The 26,947-nt window shown below is 65.2% G+C and carries 22 protein-coding genes and 1 pseudogene (1 of these 23 cut by a window edge); 6 read left to right on the forward strand and 17 right to left on the reverse strand.

Annotated features, from left to right (window positions below):
• Nucleotides 1-184: 184 nt before the first annotated feature.
• Both GRI62_RS10665 and GRI62_RS10670 read left to right on the forward strand, forming a co-directional pair.
• Nucleotides 185-1,783, forward strand: a complete 1,599-nt coding sequence (locus GRI62_RS10665) for an FMN-binding glutamate synthase family protein (protein ID WP_131453335.1) — start codon at nt 185-187, stop codon at nt 1,781-1,783.
• Nucleotides 1,784-1,849: 66 nt separating this feature from the next.
• A complete protein-coding gene (locus GRI62_RS10670) occupies nt 1,850-2,866 on the forward strand; it encodes a rod shape-determining protein (RefSeq protein WP_131453336.1) in 1,017 nt (338 codons plus the stop codon).
• Nucleotides 2,867-2,950: 84 nt separating this feature from the next.
• Here the strand turns inward: GRI62_RS10670 and GRI62_RS10675 are convergent, their stop codons facing one another.
• The 17 genes and pseudogenes from GRI62_RS10675 to GRI62_RS10750 all read right to left on the reverse strand — a co-directional run bounded on the left by GRI62_RS10675 (nt 2,951) and on the right by GRI62_RS10750 (nt 22,398).
• Nucleotides 2,951-3,346 carry a DMT family transporter gene (locus GRI62_RS10675; protein WP_131453337.1) on the reverse strand — a complete coding sequence of 132 codons (396 nt, stop codon included), beginning with the start codon at nt 3,344-3,346 and terminating at the stop codon, nt 2,951-2,953.
• Between the two features lie 12 nt (nt 3,347-3,358).
• Entirely contained in the window at nt 3,359-3,889 is a 531-nt protein-coding gene (locus GRI62_RS10680; protein WP_160731867.1) for a DMT family transporter, read from the reverse strand.
• A gap of 175 nt (nt 3,890-4,064) precedes the next feature.
• Complete coding sequence (locus GRI62_RS10685; RefSeq protein WP_131453339.1) at nt 4,065-5,009, reverse strand: cation transporter; 945 nt, start codon at nt 5,007-5,009, stop codon at nt 4,065-4,067.
• Nucleotides 5,006-5,458 (reverse strand): hypothetical protein, encoded by a 453-nt coding sequence (locus GRI62_RS10690; RefSeq protein ID WP_131453340.1) that lies wholly within the window; start codon nt 5,456-5,458, stop codon nt 5,006-5,008. Before GRI62_RS10690 ends, GRI62_RS10685 begins: the two co-directional genes overlap by 4 nt.
• A gap of 385 nt (nt 5,459-5,843) precedes the next feature.
• Entirely contained in the window at nt 5,844-6,383 is a 540-nt protein-coding gene (locus tag GRI62_RS10695) for a DUF488 domain-containing protein (RefSeq protein ID WP_131453875.1), read from the reverse strand.
• On the reverse strand, nt 6,383-6,964 hold the full coding sequence (locus GRI62_RS10700) for a uracil-DNA glycosylase family protein (protein WP_131453341.1): 582 nt from the start codon (nt 6,962-6,964) through the stop codon (nt 6,383-6,385). Before GRI62_RS10700 ends, GRI62_RS10695 begins: the two co-directional genes overlap by 1 nt.
• 94 nt (nt 6,965-7,058) lie before the next feature.
• Nucleotides 7,059-7,190 carry a LuxR C-terminal-related transcriptional regulator gene (locus GRI62_RS14665; protein WP_308420843.1) on the reverse strand — a complete coding sequence of 44 codons (132 nt, stop codon included), beginning with the start codon at nt 7,188-7,190 and terminating at the stop codon, nt 7,059-7,061.
• Nucleotides 7,191-7,447: 257 nt separating this feature from the next.
• On the reverse strand, nt 7,448-8,029 hold the full coding sequence (locus GRI62_RS10710; protein ID WP_131453342.1) for a class I SAM-dependent methyltransferase: 582 nt from the start codon (nt 8,027-8,029) through the stop codon (nt 7,448-7,450).
• Nucleotides 8,029-9,129, reverse strand: a complete 1,101-nt coding sequence (locus GRI62_RS10715) for an HNH endonuclease family protein (RefSeq protein ID WP_199799930.1) — start codon at nt 9,127-9,129, stop codon at nt 8,029-8,031. The genes GRI62_RS10710 and GRI62_RS10715 overlap by 1 nt, the downstream gene beginning before the upstream one ends.
• Nucleotides 9,130-9,847: 718 nt before the next feature.
• A pseudogene (locus GRI62_RS14745) lies at nt 9,848-10,010 on the reverse strand (IS6 family transposase); the annotation flags it as partial.
• Nucleotides 10,011-10,081: 71 nt separating this feature from the next.
• Nucleotides 10,082-11,548, reverse strand: a complete 1,467-nt coding sequence (locus GRI62_RS10720) for a tryptophan halogenase family protein (RefSeq protein WP_131453343.1) — start codon at nt 11,546-11,548, stop codon at nt 10,082-10,084.
• Entirely contained in the window at nt 11,545-13,578 is a 2,034-nt protein-coding gene (locus tag GRI62_RS10725; RefSeq protein WP_131453344.1) for a glycoside hydrolase family 97 protein, read from the reverse strand. The genes GRI62_RS10720 and GRI62_RS10725 overlap by 4 nt, the downstream gene beginning before the upstream one ends.
• Nucleotides 13,575-15,164, reverse strand: a complete 1,590-nt coding sequence (locus GRI62_RS10730; RefSeq protein WP_131453345.1) for an alpha-glucosidase — start codon at nt 15,162-15,164, stop codon at nt 13,575-13,577. The genes GRI62_RS10725 and GRI62_RS10730 overlap by 4 nt, the downstream gene beginning before the upstream one ends.
• Nucleotides 15,161-17,005 (reverse strand): alpha-amylase family glycosyl hydrolase, encoded by a 1,845-nt coding sequence (locus GRI62_RS10735; RefSeq protein WP_131453346.1) that lies wholly within the window; start codon nt 17,003-17,005, stop codon nt 15,161-15,163. Before GRI62_RS10735 ends, GRI62_RS10730 begins: the two co-directional genes overlap by 4 nt.
• On the reverse strand, nt 17,002-18,516 hold the full coding sequence (locus GRI62_RS10740; RefSeq protein ID WP_131453877.1) for a tryptophan halogenase family protein: 1,515 nt from the start codon (nt 18,514-18,516) through the stop codon (nt 17,002-17,004). Before GRI62_RS10740 ends, GRI62_RS10735 begins: the two co-directional genes overlap by 4 nt.
• 109 nt (nt 18,517-18,625) lie before the next feature.
• Nucleotides 18,626-21,439 (reverse strand): TonB-dependent receptor, encoded by a 2,814-nt coding sequence (locus tag GRI62_RS10745; RefSeq protein ID WP_131453347.1) that lies wholly within the window; start codon nt 21,437-21,439, stop codon nt 18,626-18,628.
• A gap of 233 nt (nt 21,440-21,672) precedes the next feature.
• A complete protein-coding gene (locus GRI62_RS10750; RefSeq protein WP_234032911.1) occupies nt 21,673-22,398 on the reverse strand; it encodes a DUF6445 family protein in 726 nt (241 codons plus the stop codon).
• 108 nt (nt 22,399-22,506) lie between these two features.
• Between GRI62_RS10750 and GRI62_RS10755 the strand changes: the two genes are divergently transcribed.
• The 4 genes from GRI62_RS10755 to GRI62_RS10770 all read left to right on the forward strand — a co-directional run.
• Nucleotides 22,507-23,559, forward strand: a complete 1,053-nt coding sequence (locus tag GRI62_RS10755; protein ID WP_131453348.1) for a LacI family DNA-binding transcriptional regulator — start codon at nt 22,507-22,509, stop codon at nt 23,557-23,559.
• A gap of 164 nt (nt 23,560-23,723) precedes the next feature.
• Nucleotides 23,724-25,229 (forward strand): MFS transporter, encoded by a 1,506-nt coding sequence (locus tag GRI62_RS10760; protein ID WP_131453879.1) that lies wholly within the window; start codon nt 23,724-23,726, stop codon nt 25,227-25,229.
• Between the two features lie 22 nt (nt 25,230-25,251).
• On the forward strand, nt 25,252-25,821 hold the full coding sequence (locus tag GRI62_RS10765; protein WP_131453349.1) for an ROK family protein: 570 nt from the start codon (nt 25,252-25,254) through the stop codon (nt 25,819-25,821).
• A gap of 93 nt (nt 25,822-25,914) precedes the next feature.
• Nucleotides 25,915-26,947, forward strand: partial view of an alpha-amylase family glycosyl hydrolase gene (locus tag GRI62_RS10770; RefSeq protein ID WP_131453350.1) — the 5' portion only. The gene runs 371 nt beyond the window's last position; the window shows 1,033 of its 1,404 coding nt (coding positions 1-1,033); it begins with the start codon at nt 25,915-25,917; its stop codon lies off the right edge, out of view.

Genomic DNA, 26,947 nt, shown 5'->3' on the forward strand with positions numbered 1-26,947 from the left:
TCGCAATGAGACCGTGCAAATCTCCGTAACGTAGCGGTCCCAAGCAGGCCCAACCATTCAACGAGCGGCGAACCTATCCGCCTGGGCCTCAGCCCCATCCAAAGTCGACATTCCATTCGCGGCCATCGGGCCGCACGGCATCGCCGTTGTCCGGCGCGCCGGACAACCCTCACGGAGCCCTCTCGTGTCTTTTGCCCGCTTTACCGCTTTCGGTGTCAGCATCGTCGCGCTCGCAATCTCTGGAATCGCCCTGCCGTCAGTATGGGCGGTCGCTGTGTTCCTGGTATCCGGGGCGCTTGTGGGCGTGGGGATTCACGACCTCAGCCAGCCGCTCCATTCGGTGCGCCGCAACTATCCCATTCTCGGCCACTTCCGCTGGTTCTTCGAGGAGATTCGCCCCGAAATCCGCCAGTACCTGATGGAAGACGATCAGGTGAAGGTGCCATTCTCCCGCGCGCAACGCAGTCTGGTCTATGCGCGCGCCAAGAACGAGAGCAGCGAACGTGCATTCGGGACTCTGACCGACGTCTATCTCAACGGTTACGAGTTCATTTCCCATTCTGTACGACCGGTCGCGGCAGGCGATCCGGCCGGCTTTCGCGTGCCCATCGGCGGGGCGGACTGCACGCAGCCTTACTCCGCTTCGATCTTCAACATTTCGGCCATGAGTTTTGGCTCGCTCAGCGCCAACGCCATCCTCGCCCTCAACAAGGGGGCCAAGATGGGCGGCTTCGCGCACGACACGGGTGAAGGTAGCATCAGCTCCTACCACCGTGAGCACGGCGGCGACCTGATCTGGGAAATCGGCAGCGGCTATTTCGGCTGCCGCACCGAGGACGGGCAGTTCGACCCCGTACGGTTCGCCGAACAGGCGGCCAGTCCCCAGGTCAAGATGATCGAGATCAAGCTCAGCCAGGGGGCCAAGCCGGGGCATGGCGGAATCCTGCCGGGCTCCAAGGTCTCGGCAGAAATCGCTCTTACTCGCGGCATTCGTCAAGGTGAGGACTGCGTGTCGCCGGCGTTCCATCCCGCGTTCTCGACGCCGCTGGAGATGATGGCATTCATCGGCCAATTGCGGATGCTGTCGAACGGCAAGCCGATCGGTTTCAAGTTGTGTGTCGGCCAGCCTTGGGAGTTCATGGGCATCGTTAAGGCGATGCAGATCACAGGCATTCTGCCCGACTACATCGTGGTCGATGGCGCCGAGGGCGGGACTGGTGCGGCGCCACTGGAATTTGCCGATCACCTTGGCATGCCGATGCGCGAGAGCCTGCTGTTCGTTCACAACACACTCGTGGGCGCCGGCCTGCGCGACCGGATCCGCATTGGCGCGGCGGGCAAAATCGTGAGCGCGTTCGACATTGCCGCCGCGCTCGCGCTCGGTGCCGATTGGACCAACGCCGGCCGGGGGTTCATGTTCGCGCTCGGGTGCATCCAGTCCCTGACCTGCAACACCAACCTGTGTCCTGTCGGCGTGGCGACGCAGGACCCGTTGCGTCAGCGCGCCCTGGTGGTCCCGGACAAGGCCGAACGCGTCTACAATTTCCACCGCAACACCCTACGCGCGCTGTCAGAGATGCTAGCAGCCGCCGGGCTCTCCCATCCCAGCCAGGTCGGTCCACATCATCTTGTCCGCAGGGTGAGCCTCACGGAGATCAGGATGTTTTCCCAGCTGCACATGTATCTTAGCGAGGGCGAACTGCTCACCAGCGACCACAATCGCGATTTCTACAGCTCGGCGTGGAAACTGGCCCGAGCCGACTCGTTTGCTCTTGCCGCGTGACCAGCCGCGCTCAACGTGTCGAGTTGCGGCGTGTGTCCTGACCATCGAAGTGCTAGGCAATTCCGGATGATTTCAACCTCACCTTCCGCAACGCGTAAGCGCACCCTCGGCATTGACCTTGGCACGGCCAACACGGTCGTCGTCGCGCCGGGAGCAGGCATCGTGTACGATGAGCCCACCGTGTGCTGCTTCCAAGCCTACGATGCCGTCCCGCGGTTTGTCACTGCGGGAACAGAAGCGCGCAATTTCGTAGGCCGGGTTGCCAAGCCGCTCAAGATCGTCCGCCCGCTTCGAAACGGTGTTCTGAGCGACATGGTCGCCACGCGCGAGCTGTTCCAGTTCGTGCGGCGGTCGGTCGGACCCCTGCGCAGGTTCGGGAAAATCAGACCCGATATCGGGATTCCGGCAGACGCAACGCAAAGCGAGCGGAGGGCGCTTGAAACTGCTGCCATGGACGCCGGTTTCGCAAGACCGCGGCTTTTCTCCGAACCTCTTCTAGCAGCGATCGGACTTGACCTGGATATTGCCGAGCCCCGCGGCCGGATGATCGTGGACTGCGGTGCGGGAACCACCGAAGTAGCTGTGATCTCGCTGGGAGGAGTTTGCCTGAGCAAGGCGGCCCGAGGTGGGGGCGAAGCGCTCGATCAGGCTTTGATCGACTATTTCGCTTCACACCACCGGTTCAAGATCGGCCATTCTTCTGCCGAGGCACTGAAGATCCAGCTCTCGAACGTGCTGGCTGGCGATGGGGAGAAGGGTTGGGTAGAGGTTCGCGGCCTAGAAATGGCCACTGGTCTCCCTCGAACTGTGCAGATGCCGGCGGCCGAGGTGCTGCCGGTTTGGCTGAAACACGTTGAACAAATCGTCCACATCGTTCGCGACGCGTTAAGTGAAACGCCGCCGGGGCTATCGGAAGGCATTCTGGAGGATGGCATCACCCTTACTGGTGGTGGTGCACTCGATAGAATGATCGCGGATAGTATCGAGGCCGAGACCGGCGTCAGGGCCTATGCCGCCGAGGGAGCACTGCATTCGGTAGCGCGCGGGCTGGAGCGCCTCATCGAAGGTAGTTCCGTGCGTTGATAACTCCTCGTTCGCGTCACCGCCGGGGCTGGAATATCTTGCGGCACGCACCGGGTCGGACAGGCGCTCGCTACCGCGGCTGAGTTACGCTAAGATCCGCATGATCCGATCGCGCGCCTCGTTCGAGGCGCAGAGAATGCCGACGCCGATCAGGCCCATGCCCAGAAAGTGGAACCCGCGGATTGGCTCGGCCAAGAGAACATAGGCGAGAACAGCCCCGATCACCGGCATGATGTTGAGGTAAAGCGCGGTAGGGGCCGATCCCAGCAGCTCAACGCCGCGATTGAAGAACAAGTACGCGATCAGCGAGGGAAACACACAGACATAGGAAATCGCGAGCCAGCTGTCCGTCGTGCTGACGATAAGGCAGCCGTTCGCAATTTCGCCCAGATAAAAGGGGAGGAGTGCTGCAAGGCCCATGGCGAAAGTCGTGGCCAGGAAGCTCAAGGGGTGGACAGCCGGTCGCTTGCGCAGAAGCACCGCGTAGAACGATCAGACCACCACTGCGGCGCAGATCACGAGATCCCCCGGATTGAAAGCCATCGCTCTGAGGCGGCTCAGATCACCGGCAAGAACGATCATCAACGCGCCACCGATCGAAAGCGCGACGCCGAGCACCTGGGGAACACGAACCCTTTCGTGAAAAATTATCGCGCCAAGCAATACGATCAAGGCGGGCTGCAGCGATTGCAGAAGCATCCCGTTGACCGCCGTCGTGGAGCGCAGGCCCGTGTAGAGCAGGGTGTTGAAGGCACCGATCCCCAGCGTGCCCAGCGCCACCACCCAGATCCAGTTTCGGCGCAGGACGGGGAGATCGCGCCGTAGATGCGGCCATGCAAATGGAAGCAGCAGCGCCAATGCAAGCGCCCAACGCCAGAAGGCGAGCGCCACTGGTGGAACCACATCCCGCGCGGCACGCCCGACAATCGAATTGCCGGCCCAGAAAAGGGCGGTGAACGTGAGCAGCAGGTAGGGCCTGGACCAGAACCAGTCGACCAGACGGGAGGTAGGTGAGTGCGTCAAAAATGCGCCTGCTCTTTGGTTACGCTTGAACAGCTCTCGTGCTCGCTTGTGCCACCGGCAGGCGGCCTGATGATGGTATGAGACTGACCGGTTTCCGGAAACAGCCCAAAATACCGGATTCAGCAGCCGGGGTGATCCCCACTCATGGCGACCAAGGCGATGGGAGAACGAGGCGCTAAGGCTCGCCGACTTCGAATTCAGGATCGAGAGTGCCGCCCTCCGGCACAAAGCTGATCTGAACTAGGCGCCATTGGTCGACGGGGTCGCCCGGCCAGATGTCCTGCAGATCGACCGAAGGCGGAGCTGGCACGCCAGCGACCTCGGCGCGCATATATCGCCCGGTCTCCCGAAGCCGCACTTTGGCGCCGGGGAAGCGCTGCCGGACCGCCGCGATCACTTCGTTCGCATCGTCTGCGATCTCGACGCGTCCCAGCGACCTGGGGGTGCCATCGACCAACTCTGCGGTTGCAACGCGAAGGGACGTCACGCCGTCGCGCAGGATACTGAAGGAGATCAAGCCGGCAGCGAGGGAATCCGCCCACCAGAAACCCAGCCCGACCCCGATCACGCCGCCAATGCCGGCGAGCCCCGTCATCCAATCCGCCCGCTGCATCATGGAGTCCGTATCGAGCACCTCGTCCTTGAGCCGCCGGGCTATGGGTTGTTTGATATGACCGAGGATAACGGGCGGTACGACCGAGTACACAAGCGCGGCCACCATGATCCAGCCGAGCCATACATCCTGGCCCATTACCCTGATCAGTCCGATAGTTGGATGCTCCTGCTTGATCAGCGCGCTCGCGGCTTCAAACAGGAGGAATGCGCCCACCGTCGCTAGGGCGACCGCCGCGATCAACGAAGCGAGGCTGTGAACGCGTTCAAATCCGAACGGGAACCGGGCCGTTGCCGCCTTTCTTTCGAACCGCGACGCGACCAGGAATACGATCGCGGGGATGAGGCTCAGGACGTCTTCGATGAGCGCCGTTTTCATCGCCTGGCTGGATCCCATCACCAGCCACATCACGCCGACCACCGACCCCATCCACGCGAGGGTCCACCATTCAAGCCGTCTTGCACGGGCGAGGTCGGCTGTAATCTCAGCCGGAAGATCGCGAATCATTGTTGCTTCTCCAAGCTCCTGGCCTCCCGGTGAAGCAGAGTGATCCACTCGTTCTCTCCGTTCCGGGCAACGGCGAAGCTGGCAACCTTCAGCCCGCGATCCGCCAATGTCTTGGTTTCAGGAACGAAGGTGACATGCGTATTCCACGGCGTCGCGGTATCGAATTCTCCGATCACCACATCGAGTGCCCCATCTTGAAGTTTCACGAGGAGCGGTTCCGTCGCGCCTCTTTCCACGACGGCATTCGCGCGGGTTGCCTGTTGAAGCCGCGCGATCAGGGCGCGCTGCACTGACGCGTCCTTTTCCCCGGACGAGACGATCCCGACCCTTATCGCTTGCTTGTCGCGGATCCGGTCGAGCGTGCCTTCGGGATCCTGCGGAATTCGCTCGCATGCTGATAGAAGCGCGAGGAACGCGAGCAGGAGCCCGCGCCGTCTGATGTCATTCAAGAGATCACCTCGTTGAACTTGGCGTCACGCGCCTGGTACGCTCTGGCGCCTGGGAGTGGCGGGGCTGCCGCACTGCAGATGATCGGGGAAACGGAGCCCTTGCTGCACCCGATTTCAGTTTCACTCGGATCGCGCGCTCGCCTCAGACGGCTGTCACGTCCAAGCGGAGTAGGCGCGCGGTACTGCTACCTTCCGGCAGCTCAGGGCGCTCGATGGTGAGGGCGGCCGACATGGGTGCAGGAAGGGCCGATTAACGTCCTTTGTCAAGGCGGGTGAACCAGAATGGAGGCGCCGGTGCGGCGCCTGGATAACAACCGCAAGTCGATCGTCGTTCACGGCGCTGCCCCTCCGCGACGACCATGCAGCAGGATCCTGGCCTCATCCCTCAGGCAGGCGGGTAGAGCAGGACGCGATCGTGCCGCTGTACTGCGGGGGTCAACTTTGCCGGATCGATCCGCCCCGCGCCCATTATGTGACGCACGTCGTGCCCCTCGGCCAACAGGTAGTCGGCGATGATCCTGCGATGACAACGCCACCAGACCGCTTCCGAGCACATGATGGCGCAAGGCTCGTCATCATGGAACGCGAGCAGCTTCTGTAATCCCGAACGGAATTCGCCGGACATCGCGAAATCGGCGTAGTTGTGAAAGCTCTGGTTGATCCAGAACGCGTTGATATCGGCGGCCACTCCTTGCTTGCTCCGCCGGCCGCCCAGTTCGGGAATGATGGTGTGACGAATCTGCCAGCATCGCAGGGCATCGGGCAGGAAGTCGAGATTGTACTGGGGGTTCGTGCGCGATCGCGGAATACTGCGTACATCGATCAGGCGCTGCACCCCAGCGCCCCGAAGAAGGTCGACGAACTCTTCTAGCGTGCGGGTCGAGTGGCCGATCGTATACAGAGGGTGGTCCGCGTGCGTGCCCATCACTGACTGAGAGCACCTTGCACCGCGTCCCGCAGCACTGGCAGGACCTCCCGTTCGAACCAGGGGTTTTGATCAGCCCAAAGACGCGAGCGCCACGACGGGTGCGGGAGCGGGAAAAAGCGCGGCAGATAGTCCCGGAAGTTGCGAACCCGGTCGATCATCCGGCCCGGTCCAAGGGCATCGATTTGCGCGTAGGTGCCCACCAAGAGCGTCAGCCGCAACTCAGGCATCCGCGCGAGCAGCTCACTGCGCCACGTCCCGGCGCACTCGGTGCGCGGCGGAGCGTCGCCGCCGCCCTTCTTCCCGGGGTAGCAGAAACCCATCGGCACGATCGCCACACGAGTTGCGTCATAGAAGACATCGCTGGTCAGGCCCAGCCAGCCGCGCAATCGGGCTCCTGAATCATCGGAGAACGGGACGCCCGAGGCGTGCACTCGTGCGCCCGGTGCTTGACTGGCAACGAGTATTCTCGCCGTTTCGCAAACTTGCAGCACGGGCCGCGGCCCAAACGGCAGGTCATTCGCGCAGGCTTGGCACGCACGGACCCGTGAGACCAGGTCGTCCAGTTCATTCGGGTACATGTTGGCAGAACGATCCGGTCCCCGATCGGTTCATCCTGCCGGTCCCGCGGGCGGGTAGCGACCGCGGTGATCGCGGCGGTCGCCGCTCAAGCGATCAGCGAGGGAGCGACACGATCGTCACCATCCGCACCAGTTCGGACAGCGTCTTGGCCTGCATCTTCATCATCAGGTTGGCCCGGTAGACCTCCACCGTCCGGGCGCTGATGTCGAGGTCGAAGGCGATCACCTTCTTGCCTTGCTCGCGACCGGACTGTCCATCACCTGCCGCTCGCGGAGACTGCGAGTGGCGATCCACTCGAGCACCATCTGGCGCTGGGGCGACTGCTTTCGGGCTGCTGAGAGCCTTTGTGGAATGACCGAGAGTGGGGCGCAAACCAGCCGCCCGGGCTGATAATGCCATTTATGTCGAATGTATGCGGCCGGACGAACCCATCGGTCCCAGAAAAAATATGGGACCGACGGTCCATTCGAGGACAGCGGACCTTACGCCCGCTTCTGAGCGATTCCGTTCACCCAGTGCTCGTCCCCGCGACCGGGTCTGACGTCGGCTGAAATCCAAAGCTCGACTATCGCTAGTCCAGCCGCTTGCAGAAGCTGAGACATCTCCTCTTCCGAGACATCGGTGAAAAGCCGCCCCTCGACGCTTCGCTCTTCGTCCCCCTGTTTCATCGACACATAAAACGTGCCCCCCGGACGCAACGCCTTCGCTAGAGCGGCGATCGCGCGCGCCAGATTTGCCCGCGGCACATGAAGAAGGCTGGCGCTCGCCCAGACCCCATCAAATTCGCCATCCCAAGCTACTTCTTCAAATGTCATATGCAAGATGGGCAGATGGGTATGGTCCGCGGCCAACCGGACCATTTCTGCGGAAGCATCAAAGGCAGTGACCCGAAAACCGGAATTGGTGAAGGCGAGCGCATCTCGACCTGAGCCGCAACCGGCGTCTAGGATGTGACCTTTCAGCGCTACGTTAGCGAGGAAGCGCGAGCGCGCACCGCTCATATCGGCGTTGACGGTGCCAGCAAAGAAAGCCTCGGCATTCTCGTCATAAAACCGAACAGACATCAGAACGCTCGAGCTGCGACTGCGATGGGCTCCCACCGAGCTCCCCGCTGAAGAGCCACCTCGCCCCATGCATTCTGAAGAAAGCTCGCCCGTCCGCCGGAAGTGAGACCGGTTTGCATCATCAATGTTTCTCGCAAAGGATGGTGGCTCAGTATGAGAAATTCGTTCCGCGTGTGAAGCCGGTGGAGTATTCCCAGCGCCGGGACAAGGTCGTGTTTGCCGGCTGGACCGCGATTGCACGCCTGGCACGATAAAACTAGGTTCCACACTCCATCGACATTGCCGCCAATGTGCGCACGCGTTGACCATGGGAGAAAATGATCGACGTCAGCGAGGGTAGGTCCAGGCACGATTGCTATCTTCCCGAAGCAGTAAAAGCAGCAACCTTTCTGGTAGCCGTTCAGAGCTGCCCGGACCGATGTCACCGCCGCGCGGCGGTCTCGCCTGCGAACTGCCAGCGAGCCTTGTTCCGCATCATGTTCAATAAGGGGGTGGGACACGCCAAGTTCCCAAGCCGTCTCCACCAGCCGCCAGCGAGCTTCGGTCTCATCGGTTAGCTCCTGCGTGACATCCATTTGCACTAGTCCGCGCAACTCATCAGTGATGCGGATGCCCCTGCTTTGAGCCCGCTCATCCATGAAGAAACGAATAGGAAGGTCAGCTGGCCCGAGACGATGAAAGGCGTCAATGACGTTGGTGAACCCCAGCCGCACAGTCAGGTCCCGCAGCTGATCCCCGGGTAGCGTGCCGGCGTTTGCCAAGCGGCAAGCGTCAAGGAATTTACTCGTTGGACTGGTCGCCTGCTTCGGTGATGCTGCGACATGCTCACAAAGATGGCGACTGAAGGGAGCTGCAAGTTCGTCTAGCCGGATAAAATCATCTCGGCGGTCTGCCATCTCGAGCAGACTTCTTGCCAAAGCAAATTTGTATGATGCCACATTGCGTCCAAAAAGGATCAGCGAACGCCAATGATTTGCCGTGGTAGGCTGAACGTCTAGGAAAGCTTGCACCATATCATCATAGCCATGCGTGGCTTCTGATCGAAGCAACAAGATTGAAAACTGGCCTGCTTGCTGATGATGCGTAGTGACGCAGAACAAGTGTCCCACCAACGAGCAGGGAGCACCTCATCCGCCGAGCCTTAACATCAGCTCGCGTTCAAAGCTTGTGCGCACATCGACCCGAGCGGTAGCGTCATCCTCTGTAGCGCTTGGCTGTCAATTCTGACTTCCTCAACCTCCGACGCGGATCCAGTTCGCCTTGATTGCATTCTTGTCGGCGACTTGTCTTTCTGTCGCGGTGTTCGGGCGAGCCTGCTTGCCGCCTTGGCACTGATGCCCGCCATGCCGATTTGCCCGCCGGGACCGCGCGATGATTGGGTGGTAGATGGCGATAAGCCCCATGGGCGCTGTTCTGTTGGATCAGTCCCCGTTGCCTCGCTGATGGTCGCTTTCTGGTCCGGCGTCGGAGCGCGGTCCCGTCAGGCAGGCTGAAACGGCAAGCGCTGCCTAGCTTTGCTCGGCATCGCATGAACCCACGCTCTTTCTCTCGCTCAGCACCTGCGCCGCACACCCAGCGATGCCTGGAAGTAGTCGTAGTCGGCACCTGTCTAGGCACTGGCCGAAGGAGTTGTGGTGTAAGTTAGCTCGCCCAGCACCGACTAATCCCGCGCGCCCTCGAGGCTGATGACACGGCCACTGAAGTAGGTGGCACGAGGCCGGTCGCTGTCGGATTCGCGCTGCGCTCCAAGACGCCACGCCGAGCAATTGCCAGCCGCCCACGAAGCGTCGCATCTCCACTATGGGAAGCACCTCGACTCAGGGTTTCGTGGCTGATGTCGATACCCCCGTTTGAACCGCAAGTCCTCGACGAATTGGAGCGACAGCGCGAGGCGGACGTACATCATCGCCACCAGGCGGATCACCTCGGGCGACGAGTTGAAATAGCGGAACGAGCTGGCTGGTTTGCGAGGTCTTGGCATAGTCGCGCCTCTAGCTAATTAGGCGCGTCCCGCCAGCGGGTGCATATGCTCTGACAGGACCCGGGGGGGGGCTAGAGAGCGGCGAAATTGCCGGCGCAGGCGGCAAGCATAGTGCGCGCAGCCTCGACATCGGCCACCTCCACGCCCGGCGGCGAGGCCTGCATCTTGGCCAGCGGCGGAAAAGTGCCATAGCCTGCGAACAGCGCATACCAGCTCATCGCGGGATAAGCGGGCTCGGGATAAGTGCGCGCGTTGACCTCGGCGATGTCGGCGTGGGTGAACCAGGCGGTGAACATGGCCTTCAGATTGTCCGACAGGTTCTGGTTGCCTGCGTTGTCGCGCCAGAAGGCCGTGTCAGTGCGCTGGTTCATCCGGTAGTGCGCCACGATGTAGTCGCGCACACTCTCGTAGCGGGCGGCGATCTGGCGGTTGAACCGGTCGCGGTGCTGCGCGGTGAAACCGCCCTCCTCGAACGCTTCGGCGAATTCCAGAGCGGTGGCGATGACAATGTGGAGCGCTGTCGCCTCCAGCGGCTCGATGAAGCCTTGCGCGAGGCCGGCGGCGAGGCAGTTGCGGGTCCAGCTGTGCTCCAGCCGGCCGACCTTCATCTTGAGGAACCGCGCCTCGGCCATGCTGCCGGTGGCGGCGCGCAGTTCGGCCTCGGCCTCCTCGTCCGCGAGGTACCGCGAGGAATAGACGTAGCCGTTGCCCACCCGGGTGGTCAGCGGGATGCGCCAGCGCCAACCCGCCTTCATGGTCACGGCCTCGGTTTGCGGCAGGTAATGCGCAACGCTTTCGGTCGGCACGACGACGGCGCGGTCGGCGAAGAGGTTGCCATCGAAGGGCAGGAACCTGGCCCCCAGCGCTGCTTCCGCGATCAGCGCGCGAAAGCCCGAGCAATCGACGAACAGGTCGCCCGCGATCCGCTCCCCGCCCTCGCAGACGAGCGCCGCGACGTCCCCATTGCCGGCCAGCTCGACCTCGCTGACGCGCGCTTCGCGGTGGACGGCGCCCCGCGCCGTGGCCCATTCGCACAGAAAGGCACCGAGCTTGTAGGCGTCGAAGTGATAGCCGTAGCTGGGAGCAAAGGGAAAGGCGGGGCCGGGATGCGGGCCTTTGCCCTCGGCAGCGAGGCGCGCTGCAAGGAACCAGTCGTCGGGCAGCGCGGGCACCTTGAACCCTCGCCGCGCCAGCATGACGTTGCGGGTGAAGCCGGGCTCGGTATGCAGGTCCACCGGGCCGGGAAAGGCGTGGAAGTAGCTTTCGAACCCAGGCCGCTCGCTCCAGCCGTTGAAGCGGATGCCGAGCTTGTAGGTGGCGTCGCAGGCGGCCATCCACTCGGCCTCGGCAATGCCCAGGTGATCGAACAGCGCTTTCAGTTGCGGAGTCGAGCCCTCGCCCACGCCGATGATCCCGATCTCGGGGCTCTCGACGACGGTTACCGGGCCGCCCCACCGGTGGTGCAGCATGCAGGCGGTGATCCAGCCTGCGCTGCCGCCGCCCAGGACGACGATAGAAGGCGGTTGCTTATCGCTCACCGCACCGGCTGCAACCGGATGGCGAGCCCGCCGCCCGGCGCGAGATGGAAGGTATGCGCCTCGCCGGCGCGGACCTCGAAGCTGTCGTAGGCGATATTGTGCCGCGCCTCGGTGAGGTAGGTCGCGCCCTCGCCGTCCTTCCACACGCTGGCGCGGTAAGTCGTGCCGGGTTCGAGGAAGGCGAAGTCGAGCGTCACGTCGCGCGCGGTCGCATCGTTGATGCCGCCGGCATACCAGTCCTGCGAATTGCGATCCTTGCGCGCGAAGATGGCGTAGTCGCCGATCGCGCCCGCGACGAGGTGGCTTTCCGCCCAGTCGGCGGGCACGGCCCGGATGAATTCCAGCTCGCGCGGGTGCGCCTCCAGGCTCTCGACGAAATCGGCGGCCATCTGGATCGGCGAATAGATCGCGAGATAGAGACCCAGCTGCTTGGCGAGCGTGGAGGCCATTGGCATCCCGTTGTCGCCGACCAGCCCGAGCACGCCGGGCGTGTAGTCCATCGGCCCTGAAAGCATCCGGGTGTAGACCAGCGTCGGCTCATGATCGGGGCCATTTCCGAACACGCTCCAGGCGTTGTATTCCTGCCCGCGCGCGCCCTCCCGCGTGACCCAGTTGGGATAGGTGCGCCTAAGACCGGTATCCTTCACCGGCTCGTGCGGGTTCACCGCCACGCGGTTTTCGGCCGCTTCCTGCACCACGCGCAGGTGGTGCTGCACCTGGCGCTGGCCGTCGTGCCATTCCATCACCTGCCCCTCGCACGGGGCGGCGATGTCGGCGTTGCAGCTGATGATGGAGCCTGCGTCGGCGACGTAGCCAGTCTTGACCACGTCGATCCCCAGCCGTCCGTAAAGCGCCATCGCGTCTTCCAGCTGCGCCTCGTAGTTCGCGATGTTGCCGCCGGTCTCGTGGTGGCCGATGAGGTGAACGCCCCGCTCCTGCGCGTAGGCCGCCAGCCCTTCGAGGTCGAAATCGGGATAGGGCCGGGTGAAGCTGAAATCGCGCCCGTTGCCGAACCAGGTGCCGTCCCAGCCGTAATCCCAGCCTTCCACCAGCACGCCGTGAAAGCCGTTGTCGGCAGCGAAGTCGATGTACTGGCGGGTGCGCGCGGTGGTCGCGCCGTGGCGCTCGCCCTGCGCCCAGGTCCAGCGATTGGAGATCATGCCCCACCAGATGCCGATGTACTTGGCGGGTTCGAACCAGCTGACATCGCCGAGCACGTTGGGCTCGTTCAGATTGAGCTCGAGATCGTTCTCGACGAGGCCCGCTGCATCGTCCGCGATGCGCAGCGTGCGCCAGGGCGTGGTGAAGGCGCCGGTGCGCACGACCTTGGCTCCGCGGCTCGACGGCGCTAGGACGGAACGGAAGCGCTGCCCGTCCATGCGTTGCAGCCACATGCCCGAATAGTCGACCAGCGCCGCCTCGTGCATGGCGAGGTGCGTGCCGTCGTAGAGGCGGAAGGTGATCGGCGTGTGCGCCAGGCCGACGGCGGAGATCGCGCTGTTCTGATAAAGCTGTTCGTAGCGGTTCCAGTCGCCCGCGGGGATCCACCAGGCCTCGCCCGCAGGGGCCAGGTTGAATTCGGTCAGCTCCTCGGCGATGCGCATCTCGCCGCGGTCGGGCAGCTCGTAGCGGAAGCCCACGCCATCGTCGAAGACGCGCAGCCGCACGGTGAACTCGCGCGCCATCGCGTCCTGCTGGCGGAAGGTCACGGCCAGCTCGTTGTGACGGTCGACGACGAACTGCCGCTCGCCCCACGGCTGCTCCCACCTAGCGTCGGCGCTGTCGGTGCCCTGCGCCACCACGGCGAAGTTGCGGCGCAGCGGATCCTCGTTCTCGATGTTGAAGCCGAGGCCCGAGGGCGCGATCAGCACCTCGCCGTCGCGCATGACACTCCAGTTGGGCTTGCCTTCGCCGTCGACGGTCAAGCTCGCCTCGATCCGCCCATCGGGGGAGGTGACGCTCTGCGCCAGTGCGGCTGTGGAGGTGAGCAGCAGGGCGGCGAGCGAGAGGGTCGTGCGAAGGATCGTCATATCTGTACCACCAAGGCTGCGTAGGGAGGGAGAGTGTCGGTCGTGGCGCCATTCACGGCGGTGAGCACCGTGCCTTGCGCCTCGTCGGCGCCGAGCAAAGCCTCGCCCGCGCCGAGATTAAAAAAGGTGCGGATGCAGTCCTCGCCGTGGCGGCGGCCCAGCACAAGCAGGTCGCCGCGCGTTTCGCAGCGCGTCACCCGACCGTAGAGCAGCGCCGGATGCGCCTTGCGCAGGGCCAGCAAGGCGCGGGTGTGGGCGAGCAGTGAATGGGGGTCGCCCTCCTGCACGGCAGCGGCGCGGGCGAGGTTTTCCTCCCCGTGCGGCAACCACGGCGCCTCGTGCCCGAACCCGCCGCCCGCGACCTCTTCCCACGGCATCGGCGTGCGCGCGCCGTCGCGGCTGAGAGTGAGCGGCCAGTTGGCGATGGCCTCGGGATCGTGGAGCTGCTCGAACGGGATCTCGACCTGCAGGAGGCCCAGCTCCTCGCCTTGGTAGAGAATGGCGTTGCCGCGAAGGCAGGCGAGCAGCGCCACCTTGAGCCGGGCGAATGCCTCGCGGTCGCCTTCCTCCACCCAGCGGCTGAGCGCGCGCGGCGCGTCGTGGTTCTCGAAGGCCCAGCTCGGCCAGCCCACGCCCTCCTCGTCGGGCCATTCGGCGAGCGCGGCGCAGACGAGGCCGGGGGTCAGGCGCTCGGCATAGAGGAAGTTGAACCCGTAGGCCGAATTGAGGTGCGTTTCGCCCGCGGTAAAGGCTTTCATCTCGGCGTGCGCCTCGTCCCCGCCCACCTCGGCGACGGTGAATACGGCCTCGTACTCGTCGGTCAGCGCGCGGATACGCTCGATGAAGCGCGGAATGTCCGGGTGCGACTGGTTGTGGCGCTTCAACTGGAAGTCGAAGGGACGGGTGCGTGGGCGATCTGTCGCGGGCGCGGGCGGATTGTCGGTGAAAGCCGGGTCGTGCATCGCGAAGTTCAGCGCATCGATGCGGAAGCCATCGACGCCGCGGTCCAGCCAGAAGCGCATCACGTCCAGCACGGCGTCCTGCACGGCCGGATTGTGCAGGTTCAATTGCGGCTGGCAGCTGAGGAAATTGTGCAGGTAATACTGCCGGCGGCGCGCATCCCACGTCCATGCCGGGCCGCCGAAGACCGACTGCCAGTTCGACGGCGGCGACCCGTCGGGCTTGGGGTCCGCCCAGACATACCAGTCGTTCTTCGGACCGGTTCTGTCGGCGCGGCTCTCGGCGAACCACTCGTGTTGGTCGGAGGTGTGGGAATAGACCTGATCGATCAGGACTTTCAGGCCAAGTTCGTGCGCGCGCGCGACGAGCGCGTCGAAATCCGCCAGCGTGCCGAAGATCGGGTCGACCGCGCGGTAATCGGACACGTCGTAGCCGAAATCCTTCATCGGGCTGGCGAAAAAGGGGCTGACCCAGATGGCATCGACGCCAAGGCGCGCGACGTGATCCAGCCGGCTGGTGATGCCGGGCAGGTCGCCTATCCCGTCGCCGTTCGAATCCATGAAGCTGCGCGGGTAGATCTGATAGATCGCCGCGCCCTTCCACCACGGGGTCTCGCTCCCGCTCATTGCGCAGTCTCGCTGACGCGGCAGACGGCCCATCCGAAGGCGGGGAGCGTGAAGGCGGCGCTGCCCGGCGCGGTGACGGCGGCGGGGCACTCGCCCGCCAGCGTCTGGAAGCGCCGCGCCTCGCTGCCAAGCCAGACGTTGGCCGCGCGCGGGGCATCGCTGGTGTTGAACACGGCGAGATATTCCGCGCCGCTGGCGGGATCAAAGCGGCTGACGGCGAAAATCCCCGGCTCCTGCTCGTAATGGCGCACCTGCTGGCGGCCACGGGTGAAGGCCGGGTGCTCGCGCCGGATCGCGCTGAAGGCGGCGATCAGGCGGTAGAGCGGGTGGCCGGTGTCGAAGTTGCTGTCCGCCGTGGTGGCGCGGGTGCCGATCAGCACGTTGTCATTGTATTCTGCCGTAAGGCTGGGAAACATGTCCTCGCGCGCACGCTGGTCGTTGCCGTCGCCGACGAAGCCCTGCTCGTCGCCGTAGTAGACCGTCGGGCTGCCGCGCAGGCTCAGCATCATCGCGTGGCCGAGCATGACGCGGGCGAGCAGTTCCTGCTGCGACACGTTGAGCATGTCCTCACGCAGCAGGGTGGAGAAGCGCCCCATGTCGTGGTTGCCGAGGAAGGTCGGCAGCGTCAGCGCGGTCTCCTCGCCGCCTTCGTAGAGGACGTCGCCATCGAACAGGTGGGCGAGCACCACGGTCCCCCGCCCGCGCCCCAGCGTCTCGCGCATGGCGGACTGGAAGGCGAAATCGAGCACGGCGGGCAAGCCGTCGCGGCGGGTGTATTCGGCGATGTATCCGCTTTCCGGCACGTCCTTGTAGACCTCGCCGAACATGTGGAAGTTCGGAATGCCGGCGGCATCGGCACAGGCTTCCATCGCGGGCACGAATTCCTGCCAGAAGCCCGGATCGACGTGGCGAGCGGTATCGATGCGGAAGCCGTCGACGCGGGTGCGGGTGATCCAGTCGCAGAAGATCTGCTGCATCCCGGCACGCACGCGCGGGTGTTCGGTGAACAGGTCGTCGAGCCCGGCGAAGTCGCCGAAGCGGCTGTCCTCGCCGGTGAAGCTGCTGTTGCCGCGATTGTGGTAGTAGATCGGATCGTTGAGCCAAGCGGGCACCTTCGCGGCGCGCTCTGCCTCTGGCACGCGCGGAATATAGGCGTAGTTCGGATCGGTCAGGCGGTCGAAGTTGGCCGCGCTCGAATCCTCGTGCCCGGCGAAGCCTTCGTTGATGCGCGCCCCGTCCGGCCCGCCGCGGGTGGAATAGGGGTAGTCGCCAAGGCTGCGATATTCGAAGTTCGTCTCCGGCCCGTCGGCATAGGTGATGACGTCGGCGGTGTGGTTGGTGATGATGTCCATGTAGACCTTCATCCCGCGAGCATGGGCGGCATCGACGAAGGCGGTGAATTCCTCGCGCGTGCCGAAGTGGCCGTCGGGGCGGGTGAAGTCGGTGACCCAGTACCCGTGATAGCCCGCACTCTCGTCGCCAGGCGGGCCCTGCACGGGCTTGTTCTGGAAGATCGGCGCGAACCAGATGGCGGTGACGCCCAGCCCTTCGAGATAGTCGAGCCGGCTGGTGAGGCCGGCTAGGTCGCCGCCGTGGAAGAAGCCCCGCGCGGAAGGATCGAACCCGGTGGCGAGGCGGTCGCCGGTGAAGTCGCCGGTGTCGTTCGACGGGTCCCCGTTCTCGAACCGGTCGGGCAGGACGAAATAGATGATCTCCTCGCTCGGCTCGCGCGCGAGGTAGCTGCCGACGGGAGCGACGGGTGCGGCGGGCGGCGCGGGCGGCACGGTGGCGCAGCCGGAGAGTAGCGTTGCGGCAAGGCCGATGGCGAACGCGCGCTTCATGCCGCCTCTCCGACGCGCGCGCCGCCGATGTAGCCTTGCAGGAAATCGAGATGGCGGGGCATGGGCTTCACCTGTTCGACGAGGGCAGTTTCGGTCTGTTCGAGCATGGCGCGAAGATCGGCCTCGGGCAGCGCGTCGGCCATCGGGTTGTAGCCCCGCGCCTCCACGCCCTGCCCGGCCAGCACCTGGAACCAGCCCACCTCGGTGAACAATTCTTCGTGCTCGCGATGGATGAACCCCGCTTCGCGCCACAGCTCCAGCTTGGCAATCAAGGTATCGGGCAGCGGCATGTGCCGCACGTGGTCCCAGAACGGTTCGCCCTCGCGCTGGTTGGCGGTGTAGTGGAGGACCAGGAAATCGCGGATGCGCTCCCACTCAAAAGCAGCCTGATGGTTGAACCAGTCCCGCACCGCCGGTGCGGCCTCGCCGTGCGCTGGCATGACCGCGAGGAAGCGGCTGATGGCCGACTGGACGAGGTGGATGCTGGTCGATTCCAACGGTTCCATGAAGCCTGCCGCAAGGCCTAGCGCGAGGCAGTTGCCGCGCCAGTGCTCGGCCCGCCTGCCGGTGGTGAAGCGGATGGGGCGCGGGTTTCCCTGCGGCTCGCCGTCGAGGCCCCCGAGCAGCGTGGCGCTCGCCTCGTCGTCGGAAAGGTGGGTGCTGGAATAGACGAGGCCGTTGCCGATGCGGTGCTGCAGCGGGATGCGCCATTGCCACCCGCTTTTCCCCGCGATCGAGCGGGTGAACGGCGTGAAGTCGCCGCCGCTGGCGCAGGGTACGGCCACGGCCCGGTCGCAGGGCAGGTAGTTCGACCAGTCGTCGAACCCGGTGCCCAGCGCCTCGCCGATCAGCAGCGCGCGAAAGCCGGTACAGTCGAAGAAGAAGCGGCCCGCCACCTCGCGCTGGCCCCCAAGCCGCAGCGCAGCGATGTCGCCGCTCTCGCCGTCCAGCGCGACGTGTTCGATGATCCCTTCGATCCGCTCCACCCCGCGCGTTTCGGCGAACCGGCGCAGGGTGGCGGCGTAGAGCGCGGCGTCGAAATGGTAGGCATAGGGCATCTCGTGACCGCCCGCCGTCTTGCCCCGATGCATCCGCATGGTGCGCGCGGCGAGCTCGTTCAGCGAGTAGCGTTGCAGCGGCTTGGCAAGCCCCAATTTCTGCGCCCTGAGCCAGAAATGCTGAAACGGCAGCAGGCCGAGCGGACGGCCCACGTTGCCGAAGGCGTGCATGTAACTCGCCCCCTCGCGCAGCCAGCCGTCGAAGCTGATGCCGAGCTTGAAGGTGCCCTTCGTCTCGCGCAGGAAATCCGCTTCGCCCAGGCCCAGCGCGCCGTTGAAATGGTGGATCTGCGGTATTGTGGCCTCGCCCACGCCGACAGTGCCGATGGCTTCGCTCTCCACCAGTGCGATGCGGGTGCCGGGCGGCGTGAAGCGAGCGAGGGCAGCGGCGCACATCCAGCCGGCGGTGCCGCCGCCGGCGATGACGAAATCGTATGGTGCGCTGCCTGTCATCATGTCGTCCTCGTCCCGGCCACGGACCCTTGGCGTCCGGGCCTCAGGAGCGATACAGGAAACCGGCGGGGAGCAAAGGGAGGAGCACTCCCCGCCGGCCCATGACCGATCAGAAGCGGTAGGAGGCCCCGATCAGGTAAGTGCGACCGTACTGTTCGTAGTCGATGATCTGTTCACGATCGCCGTTCTGGAACGATACGAAGGGTTCGTCGGTGAGATTGAGCGCCTGCAGCGTCAGCGACAGCCCGTCGAGCATGCCGCTGTCGAAGCGGTAGCCGATCTGTGCGTCGAAGATCGATTCCGGCTCCGTCTCGCGGAACGAGCGGCTGGCCGAGATACCGATGAATTCCGCCAGGAACTCGGTGCGGTAACGATGGCTGACGCGCGCCTCGAAGCCGCCGGTCTCGAAGAACAGCGTGGAGTTCACCACCCACTTCGACAGGCCCGGAACGTCGGTATCGAACGGGTCGCCCTGATCCGGCGTGATCTCCAGCTGGCTATCGGTATAGCTCACGCTGGTCTGGAATCCGAAGCCTTCGAGCGCGTCGAACAGCGAACCGAAGGGCAGCGACAGGCTGGCTTCCACGCCGAAGATGTGGCCGTCCGCCTGGTTGTCCGGACCGCCCACGAAGCCCAGCGTGTTGTTGCCGGTCGCGGCGAAAGCGGCCTGCTGCTGGGCGTTGAGGATCGGCACGAGGTAGCTGAAGTCACGCACCACCACTGCGTTGGGGTTCACGAAATCGCTCAGCCACTTGTAGTAACTGGCGAGCGCGAAGTAGCCCTGGCGGCCGGCGAAGTAATGCTCGAACGACACGTCCACGCTGTCCGCCACGTAGGGCCGCAACTCGGGATTGCCGCCGCCCCCGCCGAAGATGGTGAACTGGCCCGGTAGCACGGTGTTGGCGATGCTGGCGTTGTAGGAGGCGTTCAGCTGGTCCATGCGCGGACGGGCCAGCGTGCGCGCCGCGCCGAGGCGCAGCAGGGTGTTGTCGCCCACCTCGAAGCTGAAGGTGGCGCTCGGCAGGACGTGGAAATACTCGTCCCCGCCCTCAGTCGGGGTCAGCTGCGCGCCGATACCGCCCGAGGAGTTGAAGCCGGTCGAGCTCTGGTCGGTGTAGACGAACTGCAGGCCCGCGTTGCCGGTCATCGGCATGCCCAGCATCTCGGTGTCGAGGTCGAACCGGGCGTAGCCGGTGTAGACCTTTTCGTTCACAGTCCAGTCGCCCGGGAAGGGCAGGTCGGAGCTCTGCACGTCGGTCAGCACATAGGTGCCGTTGTTCAACAACACGAACGGATCGTAGGCAACCTGCGGGCCGAACCCGAGGAAGCCGAGCGAAGAGGTGGGGTCGAGCAGCGCATCGGTCGGGATCGGCAGGCGGGTCACCGCGCCCTGGCCGGCATAGACGGACGGGCCGCCCGACAGGCTCAGGAAGTTCTGCGTGATGTCGCGGCTCTTGGTGCGATCGTCGTAGGCGAGACCCAGCACCACCGCTTCCAGCCCGTCGAAGGCCTGGCGGGCCAGCGCGGCCTCGGCCCGGACAGTCCACAGTTCGTCCTCGGTCGCGGTATCGTTGATGAAGCCGGCCTGCACGATGCCGCCCGCACCCCAGCCGCGCGGATCGGTCAGCTGGATGAGGTTGGTATCGGAATAGTCGATCTGGTTGGTGAACTGGAACGGGAAGCCGCCCGGATTGCGCGTGTAGGTCACCGTGTCCGAAGGCGCGGCCGGGTTGGCGGCGTAGCTGAGACCCGAATTGCTCTCGATCTGCTGCAGCCGGCGATCGGCGCTCGAATAGGCGATGTCGAGGCTGAGCAGGACATCGTCGGTATCGTAGCTGGTGTTCCAGCCGATGGCGAAGGTTTCTGTATCCTTGCGGTCGAAGTCGTTGCGGACCACGGGCTGCACGCCGGTGAATGTGACAGAGTCGGGAAAGTCGCCGCCGCTGTTGCCGGTGATCGTGGCGCCCGATCCCCAGCCCGGGTTGAGCGGGAACTCGATACCGCGCTGCGGGATGCGCTCGCGATAGTCGGCGTAGAACACGTCGAGGGTGGAATTCCACTCGGGGCTCGGCTCCCACTCAAGTGTGCCGAACACGCCCAGACGATCGAGGTCGACCGAGCGCGCATAGGGCTTCATGCCGCCGAGCACGGCGAAACCGGCATCGTCGGGATAACCCCAGGCGTTGAAGCGGCGCACCTGGCTGGGCGAGGACTGGTAGGCGACGCCCAGCGCTACGCCGAGGGTGTCATTGGCGAACTGGTCGACGAAAGTGCCGGTGGCGCGGTAGCCCCAGCCCTCGATGTCGGGGTTGAGCGAGCCGTCCTCGTTGAACTCGAGGCGGCCGCTGAGCGACACGATGCGGTCGGCCTGGTCGAGCGGACGAATCGTGCGAAGGTCCACGGTTCCCGCGAGGCCCTGACCGATGAGGCCGGCGAACGGCGTCTTGTAGACCACGCCCGAGTTGATGAGCTCGGAGGGATACTGGTCGTATTCGACGGCGCGGTTGTCGCCCGAGGAGACGAGTTGGCGGCCGTTCAGCAGCGAGGTGCCGTAGTCCGGGCCGAGGCCGCGGATCGACAGGCTCTGCGCGCGGCCATCGATGCGCTGCACGGCGAGGCCGGGCAGGCGGCCGAGCGTTTCGGCGATGGAGATGTCGGGCAGCTTGCCGATGTCCTCGGCGCTGAAGGCCTCGACGATGACCGAGCTCTCGCGCTTGGTGTTGATCGCGCTTTCCAGCGCCTGGCGGTAACCGGAGACGATGATGGCCTCGCCCTGCGCGACGTCATCCTGGTCGCCGACGGTGGCCTCGTCCGACTGGTCGGCGGGGTCGACCTGCGCCAGCGCGACGCTTGGCAGGGCAAAGGCGGCGACGGTAAAGGCGGTGGTGCTGGCGCCAGAGCGCAAGAGATTACGGATGGTCATTCGGTCCCCCCGGTGAAAAAAAGCCGGTCGGACGACGAGCGTCACTTTCCGGCGGTCCTGCTCCAAAAATCGCGGGTCTTGGGGTCGTTGTCCCGCCACGCTTGCCTGCCTGCCTACAGGGCGGTCCGGCGCATTAGGAAGACAGCATACGAATGCGTATGACGCGCCGGGCCGGGTACTGTGGCGCAATTGTCGCAGCCCGCCGGTTCTGGCCCCGTGGGCGGGCCAGCGGCTCAGGCCTTGAGGAACAGGTTGAGCGTGAGCCGCCCTCTGCGCGGGTCGGCCACGGGGGCGAAGCCATTAGGCGGCGCAGCGCAGTGCAGCGTGTTACCGCGATAGGCGATCATCCGGTTCGCCGCGCCGTCGACCTTGCAGGTCCTGGCGAACAGCGGGGACCTCTCGCCGATATAGCAGGCTTCCGGTACTCCGTGGCGCGCGCTTTGCTCATCGAGCGCTTCGCGGTAGGCATCGAAGCGGCCGGCATCGACGCTCTCGAAACCCGTCGCGCGCTGGCGATAGAAGGCCGTGCCGCCTGCCGCATCGTCCGACAGGTAGAGGAGCACGGCGATGCGTTCCGGCTCCACCCCGTCGAAATGCGGCAGGCGCTGGATCGGGGCAAGATCGGCAGGGGCCACGGTGACGAGGCTGAGATAGCATTCGAAATAGCGCGGCGGGCCGGCCAGCCCGAAGCCCCGCTGCATGGCGGGCAGCAGCGGGGCAACAAGCGGCATGGCGACGCCTTCAGACACCGGCGCGCGCACGCCGGGATAGAAGGGGCCGATGGGCCGGTAGGCATGGCGCGCGGCGATCTCGCGCACCAGCGCGAGATCGGCCACCGCATCCTCGATCGTCAGCAGCGGCTGCCGCTCCACGCCGAAGCTGCTCAGCGAGGCACGGTGGGCAGCAGAGAGAGCAAGCGGCGAGGTTATCGGCGTGGGTCCCGTTGGCGCAAATGTCACAACCGCCATGCAACCGTCGGCCCGTGTTGGCAATCGCGCCTGCCCGCGATATGCCTTTGCCCAATCGCGCGGGCGGAGAGGAGCCCGGCCCGCGCGGGAGGAGAGCACATGGGACGCGCGCCGACCGGTCGGCCGACCAGTTTCGACATCGCCTATTTGGCGGGGGTCTCCCAGCCCACGGTCAGCCGTGCATTGCGCGGCGACAAGGCCGTCAGCGAGGCGACGCGCGAACGCATCCGCCAGATCGCCCGCGACCTCAACTATACCGTCGACAAGAACGCCTCCTCGCTGCGCTCGCAGCGCTCGAACACCATCGCCCTGCTGTTCTTCGAGGACCCGACTCCCGACGAGAGCATGATCAACCCCTTTTTCCTCGCCATGCTGGGATCGATCACCCGCGCCTGCGCCAGCCGCGGGCTCGACCTCCTGATCTCGTTCCAGCGCATGGAGGACGACTGGCACGTCCAGTACCAGGACAGCCACCGTGCCGACGGGCTGATCCTCTTGGGCTACGGCGACTACACGCTGTACGAGGAGCGGCTGGAGCAATTGCAGCGACAGGGCACGCACTTTGCCCGCTGGGGTTCGGTCACCAGCGACGCGACGGGCTCCACCGTGGGATCCGACAACTTCGGCGCCGGGCGGCTGGTGGGCGAGCACCTTATCGCGCAAGGGCGCCGTCGCCTCGCCTTCCTCGGCCACGCGGACGAGCATTATCCCGAGTTCGCCCAGCGCTATCGCGGGATGTGCCGGGCGCTGGAGGAGGCCGGGATTGCGCCCGACGGGGCGCTGCAGGCCGACGCGATCACCACCGAGGAAGCGGGCCGCGCCGCCATGCTGGCGCTGCTGGCACGCGGGGGCGAGCGGCCCGACGCGATCTTTGCCGCCAGCGACCTCATCGCCATCGGGGCCATGCGCGCTTTGGCTGAGGCAGGCCTTGCCGTCCCGGGCGACGTGGCGGTCGCCGGTTTCGATGACATTCCCGCCGCCAGCCTTACCTCGCCCCCGCTCACCACGATGATGCAGGACATCCGCGGCGCGGGCGAACGGCTGGTGGAAACGCTGCTCGCACGCATAGAGGAGCGCTCCGGACCCGATGCGCGCCTGCCCACCCGCCTGATCGTGCGCGGCAGCACCGGAGCCTGCCTGACCACCGGCTAGGTCAGCCTCTTGAATTCGTATGCAGCTTGTAGGCCGTGGCCCGCTGTGCCAGCCATCGCGGCAGGCGCAGCGCGGCGAAGATCGTGCCAGCGGGGACGAGAGAGGAATGGCCAATGGCATCGGTTCACGGCGCGCCCGAAGCGGCAGCAGCGCTAGGCACGGCAATGCGCAAGCCGCGCATGGGCGCCGGGGGGCTCGCCAACATCAGCCTCGGCTTTTTCGGCATTCAGATCGGCTTCGTTCTCCAGAATTCGAACATGAGCCGCATTTTCCAGACGCTGGGCGCGAGCATGGACGACCTGCCCGCGCTGTGGGTCGCCGCGCCGCTGACCGGGTTGATCGTGCAGCCGATCATCGGCCACCTGTCGGACCGGACATGGAACCGCTTCGGCCGCCGCCGCCCCTATTTCATGGCCGGCGCGCTACTGGCCGCAATCGCCCTGCTGCTGATGCCGCTCGCCCCTGCATTTGCCGCGCCGCTGGTCTTCGCCGCCGCATTGCTATGGGTGCTCGATGCCAGCCTCAACATCGCGATGGAACCGTTCCGCGCCTTCGTCGGCGACATGCTCGATAGCTCCCAGCACGCCACCGGCTACGCGGTGCAGACCGCCTTCATCGGCGCGGGCGCGGTGGTCGCGGCGATCTTCCCCTGGCTGCTCGAACAGTTCGGTGTCAGCAATGTCGCGGCGGCGGGGGAGATACCCGCCACGGTACGCTGGAGCTTCTGGGCGGGCGCGGTTGCACTGTTTGCGGCCATCGGCTGGACGGTGGTAAGCACAAGGGAATATTCGCCCGAACAGATGGCTGCGTTCGAGGCCGAGCGCGAGGTCGAGGCGCTCCAGCCGCTGCGCGCGCTCGCAGCGAAGAGCTATGCATCCTCGCTGCTGTGGCTCGCCGCCGGTGCGGTGGTAGCTGTGATCGTCGCGCCGCTCGGGCTGGAAAAGGAAATCTACCTCCTCGCTGGCCTGCTGGCGACCTACGGCGTGCTCTCGGCCATCGGCATCGCCATGGCCAGGCAGGGACGCGAGGCCAACATGCTTTCCAGCATCGTTGGAGACTTTTCGGGGATGCCCGACACCATGAAGCGCCTGGCGCTGGTGCAGTTCTTCAGCTGGTCCGCACTATTTATCATGTGGATCTATTCCGGCCCCATCGTCTCACAGTATTTCTACGGCAGCGCCGACCCGACCAGTGCCGCCTACAACGAGGGCGCGAACTGGTGGAACCTCATCTATACCGTGCAGAACGGCGTCGCTGCCGTCGCCGCACTGCTGCTGCTGCCGGCCATGTCGCGGCGGCTGGGCAAGGCGCGCACGCACATGGTCTGCCTGATGCTGGGCGCGGCGGGGTTCCTCGGATACTTCGTGCTGCGCGACCCGGACCTGCTGATCGTGTGCGAGGTGCTGAAGGGTATCGCCTGGGCCAGCATCCTCGCCATGCCTTACGCCATCCTCGCCAGCAGCCTGCCGCAAGCGAAACTCGGCATCTACATGGGCCTGTTCAACATCTTCATCGTCGTGCCGCAGTTGCTAGTGGCAACGGTCATGGGCAGCGTGATGAACGCCTTCTTCCCCGACGATCCGGTGTGGACCATGCTGTTCGCCGCTGCGGCCTGGGCGCTGGCCGGACTTGCCATGCTGCGCGTCACCGTGCCGGACGAGACGCGATGAGGCAGGGCGCGCAAGTCGCAGCATGAGCCTCGTCGGGGTCATCGAGGCGGGCGGCACCAAGTTCGCCGCCCCGCCTGCCAGACCTGACGGCACGTTGCTCGATCGTATGCACATGGATACCCAAGCGGATGCGAAAAGCTTTGCCAAGCTGGCCAACCGGTTCGCCGTCGCCGCCCGGCACGGTCCCATTGCCGCCCTTGGGGTCGCCAGGTTCGGCCCATTCGACCTCGATTCCGCCTCCCCCGCCCACGGCATTTTCACCACCACCCTTAAGCCCGAGTGGAGCGGGGTGAACTGGCACGAGGCGCTAAAATTATTTGGCGTGCCCGTTGCCATCGATATCCACGTCAACGGCGCGGCCATGGGCGAAAGGATGGCGGGTGCGGGGCGCGGCAGGTGCACGATCGCCTACACCACGATCAGCGCCGGCATCGGTACATCTGCGAGATCTTTCTCAGCGTCGCGCGCGCCAAGGGGAAGTCGCTGGGCGCAGGCACGCACTGGGTCTTCGCCGCCGCGGTTACGCTGGGGATGCCCGCCGTCCTCGCCGCCGTGTCGCCGGTGGCAATCTTCCTGTTTTACGCCGGCATGATGGCGCTGCAGGTGGTCTCGATGGTCGAGACCGGCGGCCTCGCGCTGGAAGACGTCGCTGTCCAACTCTCCCCCGCACACAAGGAACCCTCGCATGAAGAAACACCTCCTCGTTGCCGCCGCGCCGCTCTTCACGCTTTCCGCCTGCGCTACTGTTCCGGCCACCGCGCCTGCCGCCACCGACCCGTGGCAGCCGCGGCCCTATGTGCAGATCGAGGCGCCCGAATGGACGCGCGATGCCGTGCTCTACCAGATCAACACTCGCCAGTTCACGCCCGAGGGCACGTTCCGCGCCGCCGAGCGAGAGCTTCCGCGCCTGCGCGAGCTAGGTGTCGACATCCTCTGGTTGATGCCCATCCACCCGATCGGCGAGCTCAACCGCAAGGGCACCCTCGGCAGCCCCTACTCCGTGCGCGACTACTACGCCGTGAACCCGGAATTCGGCACCGAGGCGGAGTTTCGCAGCTTCGTCGATGCCGCCCATGCGCAGGGCTTCCGCGTCATCCTCGATCTCGTTGCCAACCACACCGCCTGGGACAACGCCCTCGCGAGCGAGCACCCCGACTGGTACGAGACAACCTGGGACGGTCAATTCCGCCCCACACCGTGGTGGGACTGGTCCGACATCATTGATCTCGACTGGTCGCAGCCCGGCGTGCGCGAACACGTCGGCGGGGCGATGGAGCACTGGGTGCGCGAATTCGGCGTCGACGGCTTCCGCGCCGACGTGGCGGGATACGTGCCGGTCGATTTCTGGGAGACCATGCGCGCACGCCTCGATGCCATCCGCCCGGTCTTTATGCTCGGCGAGGTGCAACAGTCGAGCTACCACCGCGCCGCCTTCGACGCGAGTTACGGCTGGGATTGGCATGTCGCCTCCAAGCGCATTGCCCAGGGGCAGGCGGATGCCACCGGCTTTTTCGGCTATTACGCCGAGGACGAGAGCCTGTGGCCGCGCGAGGCCATGCGACTCACCTACATCGAGAACCACGACTCCAATGCCTGGGAAGGCACGATGGAGGAGAACTACGGCCCTGCGCTAGAGGCTATGACGGCTCTCAGCTTCACGCATGACGGTCTGCCACTGATCCACAACGGGCAGGAAGCCTGCAACACCAAGCGGCTAG

The organism is Aurantiacibacter arachoides (assembly GCF_009827335.1).
Lineage (GTDB): Bacteria > Pseudomonadota > Alphaproteobacteria > Sphingomonadales > Sphingomonadaceae > Alteraurantiacibacter > Alteraurantiacibacter arachoides.

What these genes read in the sequence shown, in the direction of transcription:
- GRI62_RS10755 (WP_131453348.1), top strand. Translation starts at nt 22,507, where the DNA reads ATGGGACGCGCGCCGACCGGTCGGCCGACCAGTTTCGACATCGCCTAT.
- GRI62_RS10730 (WP_131453345.1), bottom strand. Translation starts at nt 15,164, where the DNA reads ATGAGCGGGAGCGAGACCCCGTGGTGGAAGGGCGCGGCGATCTATCAG.
- GRI62_RS10760 (WP_131453879.1), top strand. Translation starts at nt 23,724, where the DNA reads ATGCGCAAGCCGCGCATGGGCGCCGGGGGGCTCGCCAACATCAGCCTC.
- GRI62_RS10740 (WP_131453877.1), bottom strand. Translation starts at nt 18,516, where the DNA reads ATGACAGGCAGCGCACCATACGATTTCGTCATCGCCGGCGGCGGCACC.
- GRI62_RS10725 (WP_131453344.1), bottom strand. Translation starts at nt 13,578, where the DNA reads ATGACGATCCTTCGCACGACCCTCTCGCTCGCCGCCCTGCTGCTCACC.
- GRI62_RS10700 (WP_131453341.1), bottom strand. Translation starts at nt 6,964, where the DNA reads ATGTACCCGAATGAACTGGACGACCTGGTCTCACGGGTCCGTGCGTGC.
- GRI62_RS10685 (WP_131453339.1), bottom strand. Translation starts at nt 5,009, where the DNA reads ATGATTCGCGATCTTCCGGCTGAGATTACAGCCGACCTCGCCCGTGCA.
- GRI62_RS10710 (WP_131453342.1), bottom strand. Translation starts at nt 8,029, where the DNA reads ATGTCTGTTCGGTTTTATGACGAGAATGCCGAGGCTTTCTTTGCTGGC.
- GRI62_RS10695 (WP_131453875.1), bottom strand. Translation starts at nt 6,383, where the DNA reads ATGGGCACGCACGCGGACCACCCTCTGTATACGATCGGCCACTCGACC.
- GRI62_RS10735 (WP_131453346.1), bottom strand. Translation starts at nt 17,005, where the DNA reads ATGAAGCGCGCGTTCGCCATCGGCCTTGCCGCAACGCTACTCTCCGGC.
- GRI62_RS10745 (WP_131453347.1), bottom strand. Translation starts at nt 21,439, where the DNA reads ATGACCATCCGTAATCTCTTGCGCTCTGGCGCCAGCACCACCGCCTTT.
- GRI62_RS10765 (WP_131453349.1), top strand. Translation starts at nt 25,252, where the DNA reads ATGAGCCTCGTCGGGGTCATCGAGGCGGGCGGCACCAAGTTCGCCGCC.
- GRI62_RS10670 (WP_131453336.1), top strand. Translation starts at nt 1,850, where the DNA reads ATGATTTCAACCTCACCTTCCGCAACGCGTAAGCGCACCCTCGGCATT.